This window comes from Pseudomonas sp. MTM4, assembly GCF_019355055.1.
Lineage (GTDB): Bacteria > Pseudomonadota > Gammaproteobacteria > Pseudomonadales > Pseudomonadaceae > Stutzerimonas.
The window spans coordinates 775,602-796,048 of the sequence record NZ_CP048411.1; the positions used below are offsets into that span (position 1 = coordinate 775,602).

Annotated in this window: 19 protein-coding genes and 3 tRNA genes; 5 read left to right on the forward strand and 17 right to left on the reverse strand. The window is 60.4% G+C overall.

The window, feature by feature from the left end; all coding sequences use genetic code 11:
* Window positions 1-63: 63 nt before the first annotated feature.
* Window positions 64-3,144, reverse strand: coding sequence for an MdtB/MuxB family multidrug efflux RND transporter permease subunit (locus tag GYM54_RS03480; RefSeq protein WP_197445078.1), 3,081 nt, complete (start codon window positions 3,142-3,144; stop codon window positions 64-66).
* Complete coding sequence (locus tag GYM54_RS03485) at window positions 3,141-4,388, reverse strand: MdtA/MuxA family multidrug efflux RND transporter periplasmic adaptor subunit (protein WP_197445079.1); 1,248 nt, start codon at window positions 4,386-4,388, stop codon at window positions 3,141-3,143. The genes GYM54_RS03480 and GYM54_RS03485 overlap by 4 nt, the downstream gene beginning before the upstream one ends.
* 273 nt (window positions 4,389-4,661) lie before the next feature.
* On the opposite strand from GYM54_RS03485, the gene murJ reads away from it, so the two are divergent.
* A complete protein-coding gene (gene murJ / locus GYM54_RS03490; RefSeq protein ID WP_197445080.1) occupies window positions 4,662-6,128 on the forward strand; it encodes a murein biosynthesis integral membrane protein MurJ in 1,467 nt (488 codons plus the stop codon).
* Between the two features lie 194 nt (window positions 6,129-6,322).
* Here the strand turns inward: murJ and GYM54_RS03495 are convergent, their stop codons facing one another.
* Window positions 6,323-7,072 (reverse strand): FadR/GntR family transcriptional regulator, encoded by a 750-nt coding sequence (locus GYM54_RS03495; RefSeq protein WP_131648988.1) that lies wholly within the window; start codon window positions 7,070-7,072, stop codon window positions 6,323-6,325.
* A 165-nt stretch (window positions 7,073-7,237) separates the two neighbouring features.
* Between GYM54_RS03495 and GYM54_RS03500 the strand changes: the two genes are divergently transcribed.
* Window positions 7,238-7,483 carry a hypothetical protein gene (locus tag GYM54_RS03500; RefSeq protein ID WP_131648852.1) on the forward strand — a complete coding sequence of 82 codons (246 nt, stop codon included), beginning with the start codon at window positions 7,238-7,240 and terminating at the stop codon, window positions 7,481-7,483.
* A gap of 55 nt (window positions 7,484-7,538) precedes the next feature.
* On the opposite strand, the gene GYM54_RS03505 is transcribed toward GYM54_RS03500, so the two are convergent.
* The 8 genes from GYM54_RS03505 to uvrY form a co-directional block, all read right to left on the reverse strand.
* Window positions 7,539-7,802 (reverse strand): hypothetical protein, encoded by a 264-nt coding sequence (locus tag GYM54_RS03505; RefSeq protein WP_131648853.1) that lies wholly within the window; start codon window positions 7,800-7,802, stop codon window positions 7,539-7,541.
* Window positions 7,803-7,945: 143 nt separating this feature from the next.
* Window positions 7,946-8,218: a hypothetical protein gene (locus tag GYM54_RS03510; RefSeq protein WP_181103496.1), complete on the reverse strand. Its 273-nt coding sequence runs from the start codon at window positions 8,216-8,218 to the stop codon at window positions 7,946-7,948.
* A gap of 174 nt (window positions 8,219-8,392) precedes the next feature.
* Window positions 8,393-8,479, reverse strand: a tRNA-Leu gene (locus GYM54_RS03515).
* A 288-nt stretch (window positions 8,480-8,767) separates the two neighbouring features.
* A tRNA-Cys gene (locus tag GYM54_RS03520) sits at window positions 8,768-8,841 on the reverse strand.
* A gap of 44 nt (window positions 8,842-8,885) precedes the next feature.
* Window positions 8,886-8,961: transfer RNA gene (locus tag GYM54_RS03525), tRNA-Gly, on the reverse strand.
* Between the two features lie 67 nt (window positions 8,962-9,028).
* Window positions 9,029-9,586 carry a CDP-diacylglycerol--glycerol-3-phosphate 3-phosphatidyltransferase gene (pgsA, locus tag GYM54_RS03530; RefSeq protein WP_131648855.1) on the reverse strand — a complete coding sequence of 186 codons (558 nt, stop codon included), beginning with the start codon at window positions 9,584-9,586 and terminating at the stop codon, window positions 9,029-9,031.
* Window positions 9,587-9,620: 34 nt separating this feature from the next.
* Entirely contained in the window at window positions 9,621-11,441 is a 1,821-nt protein-coding gene (gene uvrC, locus GYM54_RS03535) for an excinuclease ABC subunit UvrC (protein WP_371924032.1), read from the reverse strand.
* Window positions 11,441-12,085: a UvrY/SirA/GacA family response regulator transcription factor gene (gene uvrY, locus GYM54_RS03540; protein ID WP_131648857.1), complete on the reverse strand. Its 645-nt coding sequence runs from the start codon at window positions 12,083-12,085 to the stop codon at window positions 11,441-11,443. Before uvrY ends, uvrC begins: the two co-directional genes overlap by 1 nt.
* Before the next feature lie 218 nt (window positions 12,086-12,303).
* Here uvrY and GYM54_RS03545 point away from each other — a divergent pair, with 218 nt between their 5' ends.
* Window positions 12,304-13,035, forward strand: coding sequence for a hypothetical protein (locus GYM54_RS03545; protein ID WP_131648989.1), 732 nt, complete (start codon window positions 12,304-12,306; stop codon window positions 13,033-13,035).
* A 153-nt stretch (window positions 13,036-13,188) separates the two neighbouring features.
* Complete coding sequence (locus GYM54_RS03550; protein ID WP_197445081.1) at window positions 13,189-13,515, forward strand: YnfA family protein; 327 nt, start codon at window positions 13,189-13,191, stop codon at window positions 13,513-13,515.
* 12 nt (window positions 13,516-13,527) lie between these two features.
* On the opposite strand, the gene GYM54_RS03555 is transcribed toward GYM54_RS03550, so the two are convergent.
* From GYM54_RS03555 to pqqA, 6 genes are all read right to left on the reverse strand, one after another.
* Window positions 13,528-15,462, reverse strand: a complete 1,935-nt coding sequence (locus GYM54_RS03555) for a S9 family peptidase (RefSeq protein ID WP_197445082.1) — start codon at window positions 15,460-15,462, stop codon at window positions 13,528-13,530.
* Window positions 15,463-15,499: 37 nt separating this feature from the next.
* Complete coding sequence (pqqE, locus tag GYM54_RS03560) at window positions 15,500-16,654, reverse strand: pyrroloquinoline quinone biosynthesis protein PqqE (protein WP_197445083.1); 1,155 nt, start codon at window positions 16,652-16,654, stop codon at window positions 15,500-15,502.
* Complete coding sequence (gene pqqD, locus GYM54_RS03565; RefSeq protein WP_197445084.1) at window positions 16,626-16,904, reverse strand: pyrroloquinoline quinone biosynthesis peptide chaperone PqqD; 279 nt, start codon at window positions 16,902-16,904, stop codon at window positions 16,626-16,628. Before pqqD ends, pqqE begins: the two co-directional genes overlap by 29 nt.
* Before the next feature lie 134 nt (window positions 16,905-17,038).
* Window positions 17,039-17,791: a pyrroloquinoline-quinone synthase PqqC gene (pqqC, locus tag GYM54_RS03570; RefSeq protein WP_197445085.1), complete on the reverse strand. Its 753-nt coding sequence runs from the start codon at window positions 17,789-17,791 to the stop codon at window positions 17,039-17,041.
* Window positions 17,792-17,868: 77 nt separating this feature from the next.
* Window positions 17,869-18,780 carry a pyrroloquinoline quinone biosynthesis protein PqqB gene (gene pqqB, locus GYM54_RS03575; protein WP_197445086.1) on the reverse strand — a complete coding sequence of 304 codons (912 nt, stop codon included), beginning with the start codon at window positions 18,778-18,780 and terminating at the stop codon, window positions 17,869-17,871.
* 45 nt (window positions 18,781-18,825) lie between these two features.
* On the reverse strand, window positions 18,826-18,897 hold the full coding sequence (gene pqqA, locus GYM54_RS03580; RefSeq protein WP_110660746.1) for a pyrroloquinoline quinone precursor peptide PqqA: 72 nt from the start codon (window positions 18,895-18,897) through the stop codon (window positions 18,826-18,828).
* A 334-nt stretch (window positions 18,898-19,231) separates the two neighbouring features.
* Between pqqA and GYM54_RS03585 the strand changes: the two genes are divergently transcribed.
* Window positions 19,232-20,431 carry an MFS transporter gene (locus GYM54_RS03585; protein ID WP_197445087.1) on the forward strand — a complete coding sequence of 400 codons (1,200 nt, stop codon included), beginning with the start codon at window positions 19,232-19,234 and terminating at the stop codon, window positions 20,429-20,431.
* The last annotated feature ends 16 nt before the right edge of the window (window positions 20,432-20,447 follow it).

The window sequence follows — 20,447 nt, forward strand, 5'->3', positions numbered from 1 at the left end:
TTAGGTGCCCTCCACGCTGCACCGATTGCTCTGCTTTCCAACTTCCAACTTCCAGCTCAGCGCTCATACGCGAGCCTCCTGCCCAGCCGCATCCTTACGAGCAAACCGCTGACCCAACCGATCGAAGAATAGATAGATCACCGGCGTGGTGAATAGCGTCAGCAATTGGCTCAACAGCAGACCACCAACCAGGACCAAACCCAGCGGCTGACGCAGCTCGGCCCCGGAGCCGGAAGCGAGCATCAGCGGTACCGCGCCGAACAATGCGGCCAATGTGGTCATCAGGATCGGACGGAAACGCAGCAGCGCGGCCCGGTAGATCGCATCCTGCGGACTCATGCCCTGCTGACGTTCAGCCTCCAGCGCGAAGTCGATCATCATGATCGCGTTCTTCTTGACGATACCGATCAGCAGGATGATGCCAATGATCGCGATCAGCCCCAAGTCGTTGCCGGTCAGCAACAGCGCGAGCAAGGCGCCGACGGCCGCCGACGGCAACGTCGAGAGAATGGTGATCGGATGGATATAGCTCTCATAGAGCACGCCGAGCACGATATACATGGTCACCACTGCGGCGAGAATCAGCAGCAGCGTGCTCGACAGCGAAGCCTGGAAAGCCTCGGCAGCGCCCTGGAAACGGCTCTGAATGCCAGCGGGCAGGCCGATTTCGGCCTCAACGCCTTCGATCACCTCCACCGCTTCGCCCAATGAGACGCCATCGGCCAGGTTGAACGACAAAGTGACTGCAGGGAACTGACCGATATGGTTGATCAGCAGCGGCGCATTACGCTGTTCCAGCGTCGCCAAGCTCGACAGCCGCACCGGCGTGCCGCCCTCGCTCTGCACGAACAGCTCCTCCAGCGCCTGTGCGCCAAGACGGCTGCCCGACTCGGCTTCCAATACCACGCGGTACTGGCTGGCCTGAGTGAAGATCGTCGAAATCTGCCGCTGACCGAAGGCGTCATACAGTGCGTCGGTGATGTCCGAAACCTCGATTCCCAGGCGAGCTGCGGCATCGCGATCGATGTCCAGATAAATCTGCAGACCGTTGCTCTGCAAATCACTGGCGATATCGGTCAGCTCCGGGCGCTCGCGGAGTGCCGCAACCAGTCGCGGCGCCCATTCCTGCAGCAGCTCACCATCCGGCGACTCGAGGCTGAACTGGAACTGCGTACGGCTGACCCGATCTTCGATCGACAGATCCTGCACCGGTTGCATGTACAAATCGATACCCGGCAGCTTCGCCAGTTCCGGTCGTAGCCGATCGATGACCTGGCTGGCCGTGACGTCTCGCTCACCGTGGGGTTTGAGGTTGATCAGCAAACGACCGCTATTGAGGGTGACGTTGTCACCGTCCACGCCGATATAGGACGACAGGCTCTCCACCGCCGGATCGTCCAGAATCACTCGCGCAAGCGATTGCTGGCGTTCGCTCATGGCACGGAAGGAAATCGATTGCGGCGCTTCGCTGATGCCCTGAATCACACCAGTGTCCTGCACCGGAAAGAAGCCTTTCGGTACGGCCAGGTAAAGCACCACTGTCAATCCCAAGGTCAACACGGCAACCAGCAGGGTCAGTGTCTGGTGCCCCAACACCCAGGTCAGCCAGCGCGAGTAGCCGCCGATGAGCCGCTCGACCCAGTCCGGCTTGGCTTCATCCACGGTGGCCGGTTTGAGCAGCTTGGCGCACATCATTGGCGTCAACGTCAGGGACACCACGAGCGAGATCAGGATGGCGACCGCCAGGGTGATCGCGAACTCGCGGAACAGGCGTCCTACCACGTCTTGCATGAACAGCAGCGGAATGAGCACGGCGATCAGGGACAATGTCAGCGAAATCAGGGTAAAACCGATCTGCTTGGCCCCTTTGAGCGCTGCCTGAAGCGGCGTCTCGCCCTCCTCCACATGGCGGGCAATGTTTTCGAGCATGACGATGGCATCGTCCACGACGAAGCCGGTGGCAATGGTCAGCGCCATCAGCGTCAGGTTATTCAGGGAGAAGCCGGCGAGATGCATGATTGCAAAGGTGCCCACCAGCGACAGCGGCACGGCAATCGATGGAATGATCGTCGCCGACAGTCGCTTGAGAAATACGAACGTGACCATGACCACGAGGACCGTAGCCATCAGCAGTTCATGCTGCACGTCGGTGATGGCGGCACGAATGGTTTGCGTACGGTCGGTGAGCACCACCACGTCGAGTCCGGCCGGCATGCTGGCGGTGACTTCAGGTAGCAACGCTTGGATACGTTCGACCACATCAATCACGTTCGCCCCGGGTTGGCGCTGGATGTTCAGCAGCACGGCCTGGGTTTCGTTGGCCCACGCGGCGAGGCGTTCGTTCTCGGCGCCATCGATGATGTCGGCGACATCCTTCAAGCGCAGCGTTGCGCCGTCTTCGTACGCCAGAATGAGTTCGGCGTATTCCTCCGGCGTTTTCAGTTGATCGTTGGCGTCGAGCATCGATACCCGAGTCGGGCCGTCGAAATTGCCTTTGGGCTGGTTGACGTTGGAGCTGGTCACCAGCGAACGAACGTCGGCGAGCGACAATCCGTACGATGCGAGCGCTTCGGGGTTGACCCGAATGCGTACCGCAGGGCGCTGACCGCCGGCGATGCTGACCATGCCCACGCCGCTGATCTGCGCCAGCTTTTGCGCCATGCGCGTATCGACCAGATCATGCATTTCCGGTAGCGCCAGACTTTCCGACGTCACCGCCAAGGTCATCACCGGCGTGTCAGCCGGATTGACTTTGTTGTATACCGGCGGCGCCGGGAGATCGTTGGGCAGCAGATTGCTTGCGGCATTGATAGCTGCCTGAACTTCCTGCTCGGCCACGTCCAGCTCGACTTCGAGGGAGAAACGCAGCGTGATCACCGATGCCCCGCCCGAGCTGGTCGAGGACATCTGGGTCAGTCCCGGCATCTGACCGAACTGGCGCTCCAGCGGCGCGGTTACGGCGCTGGTCATGACCTCGGGACTGGCACCGGGATACAGCGTCATGACCCGGATGGTTGGATAGTCCACCTGTGGCAGCGCCGATACGGGCAGCATGCGATAGGCGATCAGGCCGGCCAAAAGAATCGCGATCATCGTCAGCGTGGTCGCCACCGGCCGCAGGATGAACAGCCGCGAGATGTTCATCGCGCCGGGCGCTCCTTGGCATTCTGTGGGTCGACCTTGGGATTTTCGGCCGCTTCTTCAGCGAGCTTCTGGCGATCCACCACTTCCACTTCGCTGCCATCACGCAGGCGGTCAGTGCCCTCCATGACGATGCGCTCACCCACGCTCAGGCCCTTGGTGATGACGGTATGCTCACCATTGCTCGGCCCTACTTCGAGGACACGCAGCTCGACCTTCGAATCGTCGCCTACCACATAGGCGAAGTTTCCGCGCGAGCCGAACTGAAGCGCTGCGGAGGGGATCAGGACGGCATCCTCCAACGTTTCCACGCGCAAGCGGATATTGACGAACTGGTTGGGTATCAGCAGCTCGGCTTCGTTGTCGAAGCGGGCTTTCATCTTCAGGGTGCCGGTGGTCGTGTCGATCAGGTTATCGACGCTCTCCAGCACGCCTTCGCCGAAGAGGACTCGTTCGCTGCGGTCCCACGCCTGAACCGACAATTCGTCACCGCGACGGAAACGGCTGATGACGGGCGGCAACTCGCCTTCAGGCAACGTGAAGCTGATGGCCATCGGCTGGGTCTGGGTGATGACGACCAGCGGCGTGGTGTCGTTGGCCGCGACGAGGTTGCCCTGATCCAGCTGTCGCAGGCCGACGCGACCATCGATCGGCGCGCGAATCTGAGTGAATTGCAGGTTCAGCTTGGCCTCATTGACCGCTGCCTGGTTGGCCGCAAGTGTTCCCTGGTACTGGTTGACCAGTGCCTGCTGGGTGTCGAGCGTCTGCTTGGCGATGCTGTCGTCGGCAAACAATCCCCGATAACGCTTGAGATCGACTTGCGCGTTTTGCAGCAATGCGCGGTTCTGCTGCAAAGTGCCTTCCGCCTGCTGTAACGCCACCTCGTAGGGGCGCGGATCGATGATCGCGAGCAGATCGCCAGCCTTGACGCGCTGGCCCTCCTCGAAGCGCACCTCAACGAGTTCTCCTGCCACACGGCTGCGTACGTTTACCGTGTTCAACGGTGTGACAGTGCCGAGCGCCTTGGAATACACCTCGAATCGCCCCTGCTCGACCGGAGCAACCCGCACCGGCGTTGGCCCGCCGAACGCTCCGAATGCCGGACGACCACCGGCTCGCTGCTGTTGGGGTTGTTCCGCTGCGCTAGGCCATAGCCACCAAAGCAGGAGCGCAATAGCGATGACCACGACGCCAATGATCAGCCAGCGCTGCAAGGCGCCGGCGCGAGAAGTGTTTGCCTCGGACATGAACTGGGTTCGCCTGGAAATGAGGGTGAACCATAAGCAGTCGAGCCCCGCTGGGAAAGCGGATTTACGGCATTTTTACGTAACCGAGCTTGTCGATGCCAAACATGGCTTTCGAAGCGTGCGTTTCAGCCTCAGGAACCATGTTTGAGCCATCCAGTCTATGTACCGTTCACTCGACAGCTGGCGAACCTGGCTTCTGTCGATTCATCGCATCTGGTGCGATATGCCGCTATTCATCAGGCCGTCCGATAATGGCCTGCACAGGATCAAGGAATGAACGCATCACTGGTAATCCTGGCGTTGACTGTCGCCAGCTTTCTTCTCGGTTTTCTGCGCGACCTGTTCATCGCCAAGGCCTTCGGCCTGAGCTGGGAAGCCGACCTGATTTTCGTTGCGCTGATCCTGCCGATGTTCTTCGAGAACTTCCTCGGCCTCGCCCTTCGCGACGCCATGATCCCGTACTTACAGAAGTTGCGCAGTCAATCCCAAGCCCTGTTCGAGACCGTCAGCCGCTGGCTCTATTGGCGCGTGATGGGAATGGGGGCGGCGGTAAGTGCCGTCGCCATCGCAGGCAGCTACTGGATCCTCAATCTTCTGGCGCCCGGTTGGTCCGATGCTCAGGTAGCCACCGGCCAGATTGTGTTCTGTGTAGGTGCAGCGCTGATTGCCGTTCAGGCCGTTCTGTATTGCCAGGGCGCACTCCTCAACATGGATGAGATCTTCATTCTGCCAATGACGCGCACGGTGTTGCTCAACGCCGGTGCGATCATCGGAATTCTGCTGTTCCAGCCCACCGGGATGGTGATCTTCATCGGCATGCTGCTGCCGCAGCTTGCGCTGATCTGGCTGCAGCACAGGCGGATTGCCTATCTGCGTGGAAGTGAAAGCGTTGAAACGGAGGGGCACCGCGGTAGCTTCGGCCTGGCCTTCGCGCCGGTCCTGCTAGCCGCTGGGGCACAACAAGGCTGCATTCTTGCCGAACGGATGTTCGCCTCCTATCTCGACGAAGGCAGCATCACCATGCTGTCTTTTGCATTCCGCATCGTCACCATCCCGCTTACGCTCTACGCGTTGTCAGTGCTATCGGTGCTGTTCCCCCGCTTCGTCTCGAGCTGGAATGACGGTGATTACATTGGCCACGCCGCAGTGATACGCAAAGGGTTGTTGGCCACTCTGCTCTTCCTGGTCCCGGCCACGGTGGTGCTCTGCTCATTTCCGCAGCCCGTGGTGTCGGTGCTACTGGAGCGAGGCCAATTCGGCGCTGCGCAAACAGATGCCACTGCATCGCTGGTGGTTCTCTATTCACTTGGCCTGCCGGCGATGGGACTGGCGCTGTTATGGGGCCGCACCCTGCTTGCTCAGCATCAGTCACGGCTGTTTCTGGTGATCACGCTTGTCAGCTCTGCGCTCACCATCAGCCTCGATGCGCTGCTCTACGGCCCATACGGTGCTGAAGGCCTGGCGTTCGCTTTTTCCAGCGGAGCGGCACTGCAGGCGCTGTTCATGGGGCTATATGTTTATCGTGCATCGCCGACGGGCCTGGCTCCGAGCGTACTCCTGCGTTGGATCACCACAGGCGTTACCGTTGCGGCTCTACTGCACTGGCTACCCACGCCGCACGGATTGCTCCAGTTGTGCCTGTACATCGCGTTGATGCTGTGTGCCTTCGCGGCGGGCGTGGTGTTGCTCGGTGAACGGGATCTGTTCAGGCCAAGCTACTGGTCGATGAAGAAGGCCTGACGGTATCGGCTTCGCGCCAGCAGGGAGTAGCCAGGCAGGAATGAGCTTCAGCGGGAAGATCAGGTGTTGCTCATGAGCAACACCCCGCTTTTGGTGAGTGGCGAAGCCAGAAGTTAATTTTTGGAGCCCGCCCGCTCGAACGAAGCCCCTGTAGGAACCGGTTCGGAGCTACCCAGAGACAGCGGCGAAATCTCTCAGTTGGGCTCGGTCTCAGCTTCCTCGTGCGCCTGGCGCAACCGCTCGCGACTGTTCGTCAGGTGCAGACGCATCGCGGCGCGGGCGGATTCAGCATCCTGGCGCGCGATGGCGTCGTAGATCTGCTCATGCTCGCGACCGAGGCGCTGTTGATAGTGCGGCTGGTCATCGTGAGCCAGGCGTGCCGAGTTGAGGCGACTGCGTGGGATGATCGCCGTACCCAGGTGATTCATGATGTCGGTGAAATAACGATTACCGGTCGCCTCGGCAATCTGCAGATGGAATTGAAAGTCCGACACGGCGGCTTCGCTGGAAAGCGCTGCACTCTGCTGCAGCGAATCCAGAAACGCCCGCATCGCCGCCAACTGCTCCGGTGTTCGGCGTGTCGCCGCCAATCCTGCCGACTCGACCTCCAGGCTGATACGCAGCTCCAAGATCGAAAGCACGTCACGCAGCGTGCCGATGGTCGCCGGATCGATGCGCAGCCCAGTCGTACTCGGCGTGTCGAGCACGAAAGTACCTATGCCATGGCGAGTTTCCACCAGCCCGGACGCCTGCAACCGTGAAATCGCTTCCCGCACCACCGTCCTGCTCACCCCCTGCGCCTGCATGATTGCAGATTCGGTAGGCAGCTTGTCTCCACGCTTGATAACGCCATCGCGTATCTGTTGGGACAATTCGGTCACCAACTCCTGTGCAAGGCTGCGATGCTTTCGGCGAACGCGTGGCTGGATGCTCTGGTTTTCCATGGACACATCGATCTCTTTGAAGCGAAGTAAGCCGTATCATAGCCCAGTAGTTGTACGATAACTATGCGGCGACCCTAATTCTCTGTCCCAACCTTATATCTGAAAACCGCACCGCTCCCAGGCGGCTCCTATACTGATGAAGCCCCCTCTAAGGAGATCGACACCATGCGCCGCATCATTCTGTCCATCGCAGCCGCCGTCGTCAGCATGCCCCTTTGGGCGATGCATTGCCCGATGGACATGGCAAAGATCGACGAGCACCTGAAAACAAATCCGCCAAGCGACCCCGCTACTCTGACCCGTGTCAAAGAGCTGCGCGCCGAAGGAGAGGCGCTGCATAAGGCTGGTGAGCATGAACAATCGCTCGAGGTGCTGGGAGAGGCCCAGGATTTGCTCGGCATAGCAGAATAGCCCTCCGCCTTCACCACCGAGCATCTGCCACATCGGCGGCTGTTCGGTGCGGCTGTCAGATCTCCTCGCCGCCCTCGCCGGTGCAGCGAACCCGTAGTTCCTTGCGATCGAAGTTTTCTTCTCTGCTCAGGGTTTCGTAGCCCTCCGGGCAGACTTCGCGCGCACGCGTCGCGCAGCCCGGTTGTCCCGCAACCTTGGTGCAAGTGAATACATATTCGTCGGTGCCGTCTGCCGGGGACACGGTTTCAATGGCGCTGCAGCCGATCAGCAAGACCGCCGGAGCGAGGATAACGGCGCATTGCCTGCTTAGGCTATTCATTGATAATTCGGCTCGATGTGGTTGAGCGAGACTGGCCGCCCGGCACCTGCGGCTCGGCGGGCCTCATTGGCTGCTACCGTCAGACGCGGCTCGGGACAAGTACAGCGATCCTTGCGGGTTTTTCGTTGCATCGGGCACTGACGCTAGCGTGGGTCAGGTGCGTCATCCATCTCGGCATTGTCAACGTCGATATCAGGTGTCTCGCGTTCGATGGGGACATCCGACCCATCCCGCGGAGTTTCCAGTTCATTTCCTGGCAGCTCGTCGACGCCCGCCTGGTCATCCGGATTCACATCGGTGCGCCCGGGACTCAACGGTGGCGCAGAACCAGGAATCACCATGCCATCGTCGCCCTCGGCCTGGGCATTCGTACGGGGTTCGTTCAGCGGTTGCTGATCTTGACTATCGACGCTCATCACTCACCTCTGCTGTTGTTCTGTACAGATAAGAGGATTGATGGGCTTCTGCGTTCAAGCAGATAGGTGCCGTTGGTCACTGCAGCCCGCGAGCATTCAGCGGACCGCAGAAACGGAAAAACCGGCTGCAAAGGCCGGTTTCTATCAGCGTGCACATCGTGCTAACCACGTCCATGGTGCCCGGAGCGGGAATCGAACCCGCATACCCTTTCGGATGAGGGATTTTAAGTCCCTTGCGTCTACCAGTTTCGCCATCCGGGCGGGACGGAGCGCGATGCGTGATCGCGGCGCAGGACTATAACCAGCCCCCCGCCCAGGTGCAACCCGAACGGCGCTTGACCACACCAGTTTCCAGACACTGATTGGCGTATCTCTTCAGCGCAGATATTCCTTGCTGATCCTGACTCGGACATCCGTATGTCGTGGTCGCTCTAGTCGAAGCCTCGTGGAGCAGGCAATGTTCTATCGGTGGCGAGTAGTTACCTAGCGTCCGCGCTGAATCGCAGACATAAAAAAACCGCAAGCTTGCGCTTACGGTTTTTTTATTAATGGAGGCCGATGTCGGAATCGAACCGGCGTACACGGATTTGCAATCCGCTGCATAACCACTCTGCCAACCGGCCTCAAAACGAAGACGCCGCATACTGCGGCGCCATCGTCAACAAATTGGAGCGGGAAACGAGACTCGAACTCGCGACCCCGACCTTGGCAAGGTCGTGCTCTACCAACTGAGCTATTCCCGCGTCGTCTTGATGACGGGCGCCATTTTATAGTTTCAGCACGCCGCGTCAAGCCTTTGATTAAAAAGTTTTATTTCTTTTCCGTAGGGCTGAGATGAGGCCAGGCGGCCATCAGGTAATTGACCATCGACCACAACGTCAGAGCGGCGGCGACGATCAGCAATGCGTAGCCAAGCCCGACCCAGATGGTCGCCAGTGGCGGGTTGGCCAGCAGGATGATGAGCGCAACCATCTGAGCCGCAGTTTTCCACTTGCCCAGGTTGGATACGGCTACCTGCGCTCGCGCACCCAGCTCGGCCATCCACTCTCGCAGGGCTGATACCACGATCTCCCGACCGATGATGATGGCCGCCGGCAAAGTCAGCCAGAGGTTGGAATGCTCTTCGACCAGTAGCACCAGGGCTACCGCCACCATCAGCTTGTCTGCGACCGGATCGAGGAACGCACCGAAGGGGGTACTCTGCTTGAGCTTGCGAGCGAGATAACCATCCAGCCAATCGGTTACCGCTGCGATGGCAAACACCGCGCTCGACGCCAGATAGCTCCACTGAAATGGGAGATAGAACAGCAGGATGATGATGGGTATCAGCAGCACACGCAGCACGGTGAGAATATTTGGAATGTTCATCGATACCACTGATCCGCGGATTTAGAGGGTGATTCTACTCACTGTGCAGAGCGGCATAAATCGACTCGGCAAGCTTTTTACTGATACCGGGCGCCTTGGCGATTTCATCGAGACTGGCGCGGCTGAGTTCCTGAAGACCTCCAAAGTGCTTCAGCAGTTCGCGGCGGCGCTTCGGCCCGATCCCTGCCACACCTTCAAGCGTAGAAGTCATTCGTGCTTTTCCACGTCGTGCGCGGTGGCCTGTAATGGCGAAACGGTGGGCCTCGTCGCGAACCTGCTGAATCAGGTGCAGTGCCGGGGAGTCGCCTGGCAAGGTGAATTCATGGGCTGCGTCGTTGAGATACAGCGTTTCCAGACCCGGCTTCCGGGTAACACCCTTGGCCACGCCCAGCAGGATCAGCTCCGGCACGGCGAGCTCCTGCAGCACCTCGCGGGCCATGTTGAGCTGCCCTTTGCCACCGTCAACCAGCAATATGTCAGGCAGCTTGCCCTCCCCCTCGACGGCCTTCTTGAACCGGCGAGAGAGCGCCTGGTGCATCGCCGCATAGTCATCGCCCGCGGTAACGCCTTCGATGTTGTAACGGCGGTAATCGGACTTCAGCGGCCCTTCCGGACCGAACACTACACAGGACGCGACGGTCGCTTCGCCGCTGGAGTGGCTGATATCGAAGCACTCCAGCCGTGTCGGCGGCTCCTCGAGATCCAACGCCTCGGCCAGGGCCTGGAACCGTGCAGCCAGATGCTGACGATTCGCCAAGCGCGCACCCAGCGCCTGCTCGGCGTTGGTCAGCGCCAGCTGTTGCCAGCGTGCGCGCGTGCCGCGAACACGGTGGCTGATGGTTAGCTCCACATCACGCAGCTCTGAAATCGCGTTAATCAGCGTATCGAAGTCTTCATGGACCGTATTGACGATCAGCTCCGACGGTAAATCGCGCTCCATGGAGCCAAGGTAATACTGCTCGAGAAAGGCCTGCAGGACCTCACTGACGCTCTCTTCAATGGCGACCTGTGGAAAGAAATTCTTACTGCCCAGTACTCGTCCGCCACGTACGCTGATCAGGTGCACGCAGGCACCGCCTGGGCTTACGACCGCCGCAACAATGTCGACGTTGCCACTACCGCCTTCCATGCTCTGCTGATCCTGCACGCGACGCAGGATGCCGATCTGGTCGCGGATTTCCGCGGCGCGCTCGAAATCAAGCGCCATCGCCGCTTTTTCCATGTTTTTCGACAGTTCCTCGGCCAGCGCATTGCTGCGCCCTTCCAGAAACATCACGGAATGCCGGACGTCATCGGCATATTCTTCCGGGTCGACCAGATTCACGCAGGGCGCCTTGCAGCGCTTGATCTGATACTGCAGACAGGGTCGGGTGCGGTTGCGGTAATAGCTGTCTTCGCATTGACGCACAAAGAACGCCTTCTGCAGCAAGCTCAGACTTTCGCGAATCGCACCGGCGCTGGGGTACGGGCCGAAATAACGTCCCGGCTCCTTCTTCGCACCTCTGTGGATGCTGAGACGGGGGAAGTCCCCGCTCGAAAGAAATACATAGGGGTAGGACTTATCGTCGCGCAGCAGGATGTTGTACGGCGGGCGCCACTGTTTGATCAGAGTCTGTTCGAGCAACAGCGCTTCGGTTTCGTTCGCCGTGATCGTGGTTTCGATCTGGGCAATTTTGGCCACCAGCGCGGCTGTTTTCGGCGCCTGCCCAGTCTTGCGGAAATAGCTCGCCAGGCGCTTCTTCAGATTCTTCGCCTTGCCTACATAAAGCAGCTTGGCGTCAGCATCGAACATTCGGTAGACGCCGGGACGCCCGCTGCACGAAGCCAGAAATGCGGAGGAATCGAAGCCGCTCATCAATTGATGGTGTCGACCATGCCGTGACGGACAGCGAGCAGCGCCAGCTCGACGTCACTAGTAATCGAAAGCTTCTCGTAGATACGGTAACGATAGGTGTTGACGGTTTTCGGCGACAGGCACAGCTTGTCAGAGATGGCCTGGACCTTCTGGCAGTTCGCGATCATCAGGGCGATCTGGATTTCTCGCTCGGAGAGAAGATCGAAAGGTGATCCGTTGACCTTGGGCTGGAATGACTTGAGCGCCAGCTGCTGGGCGATCTGCGGGCTGATGTAGCGCTGACCCGCAAATACCATGCGGATCGCCTGAATCATCTCATCGAGCGCCGCGCCCTTGGTTAGATACCCGGCGGCACCTGCCTGCAGCAGTCGCGTCGGGAAGGGATCTTCTTCGCAGATGGTGACAGCGATGACCTTGATATCAGGATGGCTGCGCAGGAGCTTACGGGTGGCTTCAAGGCCGCCGATGCCCGGCATCTTGACGTCCATCAGGACCACATCCGGCTTGAGTTCACGCGACTTCTTGATCGCCGCCTCGCCCGATTCAGCCTGCCCAATCACCTGCAGGCCATCGATATCGGCGAGCATTCGGGAAATGCCTGTGCGTACTAGATCGTGGTCATCGACCACCAGCACCCTAATCAAGCAGACACCTCTTCAGTGCAAATTCAAAGCTGGCTGACTGCTCGCTTCATAAGCGGCGGACTTTAACAAAAACTCACCGCCTTACCCAGACCATACATCGCAAAATGGCCAGATGACATCACGCCCTTGGCCTAGTGTCAGGAACCCTGTGTGAACGGATAGGCAGGCGTACCAGTCCGAACTATGGTCAATATCGCTCTCGTCACCGGTACCTCTTTTTGTTCGAAAGTCTCATTGCAGCCCTCCTCCTGGCTGCCGTCCACCTGCTCGCAGGGCGCCTGCGCACACTTGGCCATCTGCCTCGTAGCCGTTGGCTTTCGTTGGCCGGTGGCGTTTCGGTGGCATATGTCTTCGCTCACCTCTTGCCGGAACTGGCCCGAGGTCAGGAAGTGATAGACGGTAGCGATATCTGGCTACTCAATTACCTCGAGCATCACGCCTATCTGCTGTCATTGCTTGGCCTCGCCACTTTTTATGGCTTGGAGCGCTTGATAAAGAAGCACCGGAGCGAGCTGGAGGAACATGAAGAGTCCCATGCCGGGTTGTTCTGGCTGCACATCGCTGCCTTCGCCCTCTATAACGGGCTGATTGGTTACCTGTTGACGCATGGCGCGAATGACAAACCGTACTCGCTGCTGCTCTACTGCGTCGCGATGGGGATGCACTTTCTGGTCAATGACTTCGCGCTGCAAAGCGACCACAAAGATCTGTTCAAACGCCGGGGCCGCTGGGTACTCGCGATGATGCCACTGGCTGGGTGGGGCTTCGGGGCCATGACCGATGTTTCAGAACTGGCCGTTTCGGCGCTGACCGCATTTATTGGTGGCTCGATCATATTGAACGTGCTCAAAGAGGAGCTGCCGGAAGAGCGCAACAGCCGCTTCGGCGCCTTTCTCATCGGCTCGGTCGGTTATTCGCTGTTGTTGCTCGGATTTCAGAATGTCAGCTGATCCGTGACACCACGACTACTCGACATTCGATTCAGCCATCACAACCACGCCGCTCACGTAAGGCACAGGCTGGTTGATACTGTTGAGCACGGATTCGGGCGGTGCACTCCCCCCAGGACTTCGATCAACGCAACGGGTCACCAAGAGACTTTCATGCTTAAAACCTTCGCACTATTTGCCGTCACAGCTGTTGCCGAGATCGTCGGTTGCTACCTGCCTTATCTCTGGCTCAAGCACGGCAAAAGCGCCTGGCTCCTGGTGCCCGCCGCGTTGTCGCTAGCACTCTTTGCATGGCTGCTGACACTGCACCCGACCGCCGCGGGCCGGGTTTATGCCGCGTACGGCGGCGTTTATGTGGGCGTAGCGCTGCTCTGGTTATGGCTGGTGGATGGCGTTCGGCCAACTCATTGGGATTTGCTCGGCTGTGCAGTCGCCTTCCTCGGCATGGCAATCATCATGTTCGCACCGCGAGCGACCTGAGCTAGAGCCGACTTATGGCCGCTCCGCCGCACGCTTAGCAAGCAGCCCCTGATAGAAACGGCACTCACGCTCCAGCGCATCCGCCAGATTGCTTGCCTGCCGGAAACCATGATGTTCTTGCGGATAAAGACGGTACTCGACCGGGATGTTTCTCTGACGAAGCGCCGCCACCATTGATTCGGTCTGTTCGGGAAGCACCACCGAGTCCTGCCCGCCCTGAAAGAAGATCACCGGCACCTTGATCTGCGCCGCATTGTGCAGCGGGGCGCGCTGACGGTAACGCTCGGCATGACGCTGCGGATCGCCGATCAGCCAGTCCAGATAGTCCGCCTCGAACTTATGCGTGACGCGCCGCAACGCTAACGGGTCGCTGACACCATAAAGACTGGCGCCACCACTGAAGCCGGCATCGGATGCCAGCGCGCAGAGCGCGGTAAAGCCGCCGGCGCTCGAACCGCGAATGAAGGTGCGGGCCGGATCGATCTGCCCATCCTCAGCCAGCGCACTGACGGCGGCGCGTGCATCTTCCACATCGACAACACCCCATTGCCCGCGCAGCCGCTGCCGGTAAGCGCGACCGAAACCGCTGCTGCCTCGGTAGTTGATATCGGCCACGGCAAATCCTCGCTGGGTCCAGTATTGGATCCGCGGATCGAATACCGGATAGCAGGCCGACGTCGGCCCGCCGTGCAAGAAGATCACCAGCGGTGGGCGCTCGCCGTCCAGGCTCCGGCAGTTGGCATTGCGCGGCGGATAGAAGAATGCGTGAGCAGTTTCGTCACGCCCGGTGACGAAACTGAGCGACCGCGGACGCGACAAGGCGTCGGTCGATAGCGGCTGCTCGCCACCCGCGATGATGTTGGCCTGGCCGGTTCGCCGGTCTATGGCCAGCAGCGCTGGCGCGCGATCGACGGCTGCGGCGATACAGTAGTAGTTCCGATTATCGGCAGCCAGCTGCCGGCACCGGCTGAATGCCATCGCCAGTTGGCGCTCGCAGCCCCCGGCGTCCCGCTCGAACAGCAGGCCGTAGCCGTCGACCATGCGCGTCAGTAGCAGGCCGCCTTCGGCAAGCGGCAAATAGCTATTTGTGCCCAACTGCCACGGGGCGGGCGCATGGTCGAATGCCAGCTGCGCCGGGCCAACCACATCGGGCCCGGACTCGCCATTCGCAGGCGTGAGCGCCGGGACCAATCGGCCATCCTGCTCCCGCCAGGGCTGCCACCAGCCTGCTTTGTCGCTCAGGCAGTAAAGCGTGCCATCCGATGCAAAGCGTGGTTGTTGCAGGGATTCATCACCTTCGCGTCCGGCCAGGCATTGCGGCGTCTGCCATGTGCCATCGGTGTCGCGCTCGGCCATCCAGAGGCTGGTTGCGGTCCAGGGTTGCTCGGGGCGCTGCCACTGGATCCAGGCCATGCGCCGGGCTTCGGCATCGAGCGTTGGCGACGAGTAGAAGTCTGCACCTTCGGCGATAACGCTGCGCTGGCCGGCACTCAGCGAGAAACTGACCAGCCGATGCTCCACGCGCTCGCCGGCGTGGTCCTCCTCGACCGCCACGATGGCGGCATGCTGAGAATCGAACTGCAGATCACCGTAGCGGCAATCGGGCCGCTGCGTGAGTGCAAGGGGCTCGTGTGCGTCGTCCGCGATGGTCTGCAGATGGATCTGCTGATCCTTCTCATTGACGAACGCAACGCCTGCATCCGTCAGGCAGAAGGCTCCGCCACCATATTCATAGACCCGGCTGCGAAGCGATACGTCTGGCGGTGTCACACAGACAGCCCGCCCGTCTCGCCAGTACCAAAGGGTGCAGCGAGCATCCGTTGGCTGATACTCGATCCAGAACAGCCCGCCGTGCCCTGCCCTGATCTCGGCGAAATCTCGGCTCGCCGAGGCGGCTTTCTCGGCAGTCCAGTCACTGGGCCAGAAGCCGTATGGGATTTTGTTCATCGTTCGGTTGGCTCCGGTCGGCGGTAACGTAACGGTCTCAAACCTTGAGGATCAGCCGCGATGCCTTCTCGTTGCGGAAGGTCAGCTCATCCAGCCCGCGCGGCGTCTGCTCGGCCTCGGTGCGCGCGGCGAGAATTACGCCGTGATGGGCGGATTTGCTGCACACCGGGTCGGCATTGGCGGCATCGCCAGTAAGCATGAAAGCCTGGCAGCGACAGCCGCCAAAGTCGTTCTCCTTCTCGTCACAGGATTGGCAAGGCTCAGGCATCCAGTCGAAACCGCGAAACTTGTTGAAGCCGAACGAGTGCTTCCAGATCTGCTCGATGCTCTGCTCGCGCACGTTGGGGAAGCTGATCGGCAACTGACGCGCGCTGTGGCATGGCAACGCAGTGCCGTCGGGCGTGATGTCGAGAAACAGGTTGCCCCAGCCGTTCATGCAGCCCTTCGGCCGCTCTTCGTAGTAATCGGGCGTGACGAAGATCAGCTTGCAGGGGTGATTCTCGGCGGCCAACTTGTCGCGCCACTGGTTGGTGATGCGCTCGGCCCGCTCCAGCTGCGCCTTGCTCGGCAACAGCCCGGCGCGGTTCAGCTCGGCCCAACCGTAGAATTGACAGGTGGCGAGTTCAACGAAGTCCGCTTCCAACTCCAGGCACAGCTGGATGATGCGTTCGATGTTGTCGATGTTGTGCCGATGGGTGACGAAGTTGAGCACCATCGGATAGCCGTGGGCTTTCACCGCACGCGCCATGGCCAGTTTCTGCGCGAAAGCCTTCTTCGAGCCGGCGAGCAGGTTGTTCACCTCTTCGTCGGCGGCCTGGAAACTGATCTGGATGTGGTCGAGGCCAGCGTCGGCGAACGAGGCGATCTTTTCCTCGGTCAGGCCGATGCCCGACGTGATCAAGTTGGTGTAGTAGCCAAGGTCCCGCGCCGCCTTGATCAGGTCGGCCAAGTCCTGACGCACCAGCGGTTCGCCTCCCGAGAATCCCAGCTGTGCCGCACCCATCTCGCGCGCCTGGCGGAATACTTCGATCCACTCGGCAGTGCTCAGCTCGTCACGGCTGCGGGCAAAATCCAGCGGATTCGAGCAATACGGGCACTGCAACGGGCAGCGATAAGTCAACTCGGCAAGCAGCCATAGCGGCGGACCGGGTTCGCAGCCCGGCTTAGCGAAGCTCGATCCAGAACCGCTCAACGGCTACCTCCAAGAATGCGACGATATCCTCTTCGATCCCTTCCGCCTCGGGATAGCGCACCTGCAGATCGGCGACGATGGCGCCGACGGTACGCGCGCCGTCAACTTCAGCCAGTACCGCGGAGGCGCTCTCGTTGAGTTTGATCATGCCTTCGGGATAGAGCAGCACGTGGCATTTCTGCACAGGTTCCCACTGGAAGCGGAAGCCGCGGCGCAAGGCAGGGATCTGGGTCAGTTGGATGTCACTCATGGTCCGTTGTCTCGCCAGTGGACAGGCGGTGGCTTAGCCTGGTTGTGAATCGATTCGTTTGAGCGGGCTTCGTGGTGGGCTGAAGCCCACCCTACTACCGAAGCGAAGCGCCGCCGGCCCGACCTACCGAAGTGTCAAAACGTAATGCCGTTGTGCCAGACGCGCTCGCGGGTCACGGTGTGGTACGGCGAGCGGTCCAGTTCGTAGGCCATGCTCATGGCGTCCAGCATGCTCCACAAGACGTCGAGTTTGAATTGAAGAATGTTCAGCATGCGCTCCTGACTCTCACGAGTGGTGTAGTGCTCGAGCGTGATGCGTAGGCCGTGTTCGACGTCGCGGCGCGCTTCTTTCAGGCGCTTGCGGAAATAGTCGTAACCGGACGGATCGATCCAGCTGTAATGCTGCGGCCAAGCATCCAGGCGCGACTGATGGATGGTCGGAGCGAAGAGCTCGGTCAGCGAGCTGCTCGCCGCTTCCTGCCAGACCGCACGACGCGCGAAGTTGACATAGGCATCCACCGCAAAACGTACGCCCGGCAGCACCAGTTCCTGCGACAGCACCTGTTCGCGTTCGAGCCCCACGGCTTCAGCCAACCGCAGCCAGGCTTCGATGCCGCCCTCCTCGCCGGGCACACCATCATGGTCGATGATGCGCTGTACCCATTCGCGCCGGGTATCGCGATCCGGGCAGTTGGCCAGGATCGCGGCATCCTTCACCGGTATGCACACCTGGTAGTAGAAGCGGTTCGCCACCCAACCCTGGATCTGCTCAGGGGTCGAGCGGCCTTCGTACATGGCGCGGTGGAACGGGTGGTGGATGTGGTAGTAGTCGCCCTTGGCGCGCAGCGCCTGCTCGAACTCAGCGCGGGTCATGGCTGGCAGGGTCATCGCGGCTTCCTTTGCTGTTCCCGCTGCGGCAATGCACAACGCGGGAAGGGTTGCTCTCATAGGGTGCGCTCTGCGCACTACAGCTCGATGCTCATGCCATCGAAGGCTACTTCGATGCCGTGCTCGTCGAGGGCTGCACGCTCGGCCGAGTCTTCATCGAGGATGGGATTGGTGTTGTTTATATGGATGAGGATCTTGCGAGCCGCCGGCATCCCATCGAGCACCTCGATCATGCCGCCGCGGCCGCTCTGCTGGAGATGACCCATCTCGGACCCGAGCTTGGTCCCCACTTCACGCACACGCATTTCGTCATCGCGCCAGAGCGTGCCGTCGACCAACAAGCAATCGGCGCCGCGCATCAGTTCCAGCAGCTCGGGGCTGACTTTGCCCAGCCCCGGTGCGTAGAACAGCTTGCCGCCAGTGTTGTGATCCTCGATCAGCAGGCCAATGTTGTCGCCCGGATGCGGGTCGTTGCGATGCGGCGAGTATGGCGGTGCGGCGCTGCGCAGCGGAATTGGCGTAATTTCGAGATCTGGACAGGTCGGAGTGCGGAAGCTGTTTTCCAGTGCAATGGGGTTCCAGCGCAGGCCACCATTCCAATGTTCGAGCATCTTGAACAGCGGAAAACCGGTCGTGAGGTCCTGATGAACCATCTCGGTACACCAGACTTCATGAGGGCAGCCTTCACGCAGCGTCAGCAAGCCGGTGGTGTGGTCGATCTGGCTGTCGAGCAGGATGATCGCGCCGATTGCCGTATCGCGCGGCGCACGTGCCGGCTGCAGGGCGGGAAACGACTCCAGCTGCACACGGATGTCCGGCGAGGCGTTGCACAGTATCCAATGCTCGCCATCATCACTGATGGCAATGGATGACTGGGTACGCGCCTGTGCGCGCAAGGTGCCGTTACGCAACCCGGCGCAATTGGCGCAGTTGCAGTTCCACTGAGGAAAGCCGCCGCCGGCAGCAGAACCGAGAATCTGGATGAACATTGCAGTCCTTTAAAACGAAGCCCCGGCCTGGGCCGGGGCGAAAAATCAGCGGTTGGCGAAGTACATGGTCACTTCGAAACCGATACGCAGGTCGATGAAAGCAGGTTTGGTCCACATGGTTCGATCCCCTCTATTTACGGCTGCGGATTGGCCCGACAGCCTATTGAACACCCTAGTCCACTGAAAAGCAGAATGGCACAGAAGGAGACAACGCAGCGTCCGGGTAGTGCCCAGCGCGTCGCCTCGTCATCGGCGGAACACCTCTAGCGGAAGTGCCGCCCCAGCTCAGCGTCATCGGACAGATTCGGTGCCTTGTCTCTCAGGCTCGCTGCGATTGCAGTCGCGTAAACGTTGGCCTCGGCAATCGCTCCACCGACGAAAAACCGTTAGGCTGCTCATGGAAACGCCACCGAGATTGTTTCCACTCACTTTTCGTTATGCAGGCGTGTAAATGAAAGAAAACTGGTCGGCCTTCCCCTGGGTCTGCTTCGCCATGTGCGTGGGTGTGATGGGCACAGCGCTCATTTCGCCGCTTTATCCGCTGTACCAGCAGGCCTGGCAGTTGCGTACCAGTGACGTCTCGCTGATTTACGTGGTTTACATGGTGGGCGCGCTGTTCGGCCTGCTGTTCATGGGGCGCCTGTCGGACACACTGGGCTTTCGCAAGGTGATGCTGGCCGGCCTGCTGCTGGGTTGGGGCGGCACCCTGCTGACGATGCTCGCGTGGGACCTGTCGAGCCTGAACACGGGTCGCTTCGCGGTAGGCCTGTCGTCCAGTCTGATCGTCACCAGCGCCACGGTCGGACTGGTACAGATCTCGCGCGACGGGGCTTCGCAACGGATATCGATGATCACCAGCTTCCTGCTCGCCTTTGGCTTTGGTCTGGGTCCGATAACGGGCGGCATCACCGGTCAGTGGCTACCGAACCCGCTGATGGTGACCTACGTACCCTCACTATTGTTGGGTGTGCTGGCGGTGTATGCCTTGATGCGCGTGCAACTGAAACCGCATACAGATGAATTGGCGACCGCATCGCCGAGCTGGCGAACCTTCATGCCGCGCCTGGCGTGGACGGGCCGCAGCGATTCGCTGGCGTTCACGCTCACCTGTGCCTGCCCGTTCTTCGCCTTCGGTGTGTTCGGCATCTACGCGTCGATGGCCCCGCTATTTCTGGAGAAGATCCTGCCTTGGCATGGGCCGGTGGTGAGCGGTACATCCATCGGCGTCATCCTGCTGGCTTCGGCCATGATGCAGCTGGCGTGCGCCAGGATGAGCTTGCGTTGGTGCGGATTTCTCGGCTTGCTGGCGGTCGTGCTCAGCAACGCCATGCTCGTGCTCAACTTCAAGCTCGGATCGCCCATCGTGTTCATCGTCGGCGTCTGCGCCGCGGCAGCAGGACATGGCATGTGCCTGCTGGCCGGCATCAGCATGGTCAACCGCATCGCCACACCAACCGAGCGCTCAGGGCTGATTTCGACCTACCTGGTTTGCGGCTACGTCGGCAGCATCGCGCCCTTGATCGCCGCAGGCTGGATTGCCGACCACCACGGCCTGCCCGCAGCGATCACGCTGCTGGGGCTATGCGTGATCGTGATCGCCTCGCCGCTGGCAATCTGGTTTTTCCGGCATCCACGGATGCGGTCGGCCTGAACCGCCGCGCCTCAGA

What these genes read in the sequence shown, in the direction of transcription:
- GYM54_RS03505 (WP_131648853.1), bottom strand. Translation starts at nt 7,802, where the DNA reads ATGAATAGCCTAAGCAGGCAATGCGCCGTTATCCTCGCTCCGGCGGTC.
- pgsA (WP_131648855.1), bottom strand. Translation starts at nt 9,586, where the DNA reads ATGAACATTCCAAATATTCTCACCGTGCTGCGTGTGCTGCTGATACCC.
- pqqC (WP_197445085.1), bottom strand. Translation starts at nt 17,791, where the DNA reads ATGACCCTGCCAGCCATGACCCGCGCTGAGTTCGAGCAGGCGCTGCGC.
- GYM54_RS03510 (WP_181103496.1), bottom strand. Translation starts at nt 8,218, where the DNA reads ATGAGCGTCGATAGTCAAGATCAGCAACCGCTGAACGAACCCCGTACG.
- uvrC (WP_371924032.1), bottom strand. Translation starts at nt 11,441, where the DNA reads ATGAGCGGCTTCGATTCCTCCGCATTTCTGGCTTCGTGCAGCGGGCGT.
- GYM54_RS03555 (WP_197445082.1), bottom strand. Translation starts at nt 15,462, where the DNA reads ATGAACAAAATCCCATACGGCTTCTGGCCCAGTGACTGGACTGCCGAG.
- GYM54_RS03480 (WP_197445078.1), bottom strand. Translation starts at nt 3,144, where the DNA reads ATGAACATCTCGCGGCTGTTCATCCTGCGGCCGGTGGCGACCACGCTG.
- GYM54_RS03485 (WP_197445079.1), bottom strand. Translation starts at nt 4,388, where the DNA reads ATGTCCGAGGCAAACACTTCTCGCGCCGGCGCCTTGCAGCGCTGGCTG.
- GYM54_RS03585 (WP_197445087.1), top strand. Translation starts at nt 19,232, where the DNA reads ATGAAAGAAAACTGGTCGGCCTTCCCCTGGGTCTGCTTCGCCATGTGC.
- murJ (WP_197445080.1), top strand. Translation starts at nt 4,662, where the DNA reads ATGAACGCATCACTGGTAATCCTGGCGTTGACTGTCGCCAGCTTTCTT.
- pqqD (WP_197445084.1), bottom strand. Translation starts at nt 16,904, where the DNA reads ATGAGTGACATCCAACTGACCCAGATCCCTGCCTTGCGCCGCGGCTTC.
- pqqB (WP_197445086.1), bottom strand. Translation starts at nt 18,780, where the DNA reads ATGTTCATCCAGATTCTCGGTTCTGCTGCCGGCGGCGGCTTTCCTCAG.
- GYM54_RS03550 (WP_197445081.1), top strand. Translation starts at nt 13,189, where the DNA reads ATGCTTAAAACCTTCGCACTATTTGCCGTCACAGCTGTTGCCGAGATC.
- GYM54_RS03495 (WP_131648988.1), bottom strand. Translation starts at nt 7,072, where the DNA reads ATGGAAAACCAGAGCATCCAGCCACGCGTTCGCCGAAAGCATCGCAGC.
- GYM54_RS03500 (WP_131648852.1), top strand. Translation starts at nt 7,238, where the DNA reads ATGCGCCGCATCATTCTGTCCATCGCAGCCGCCGTCGTCAGCATGCCC.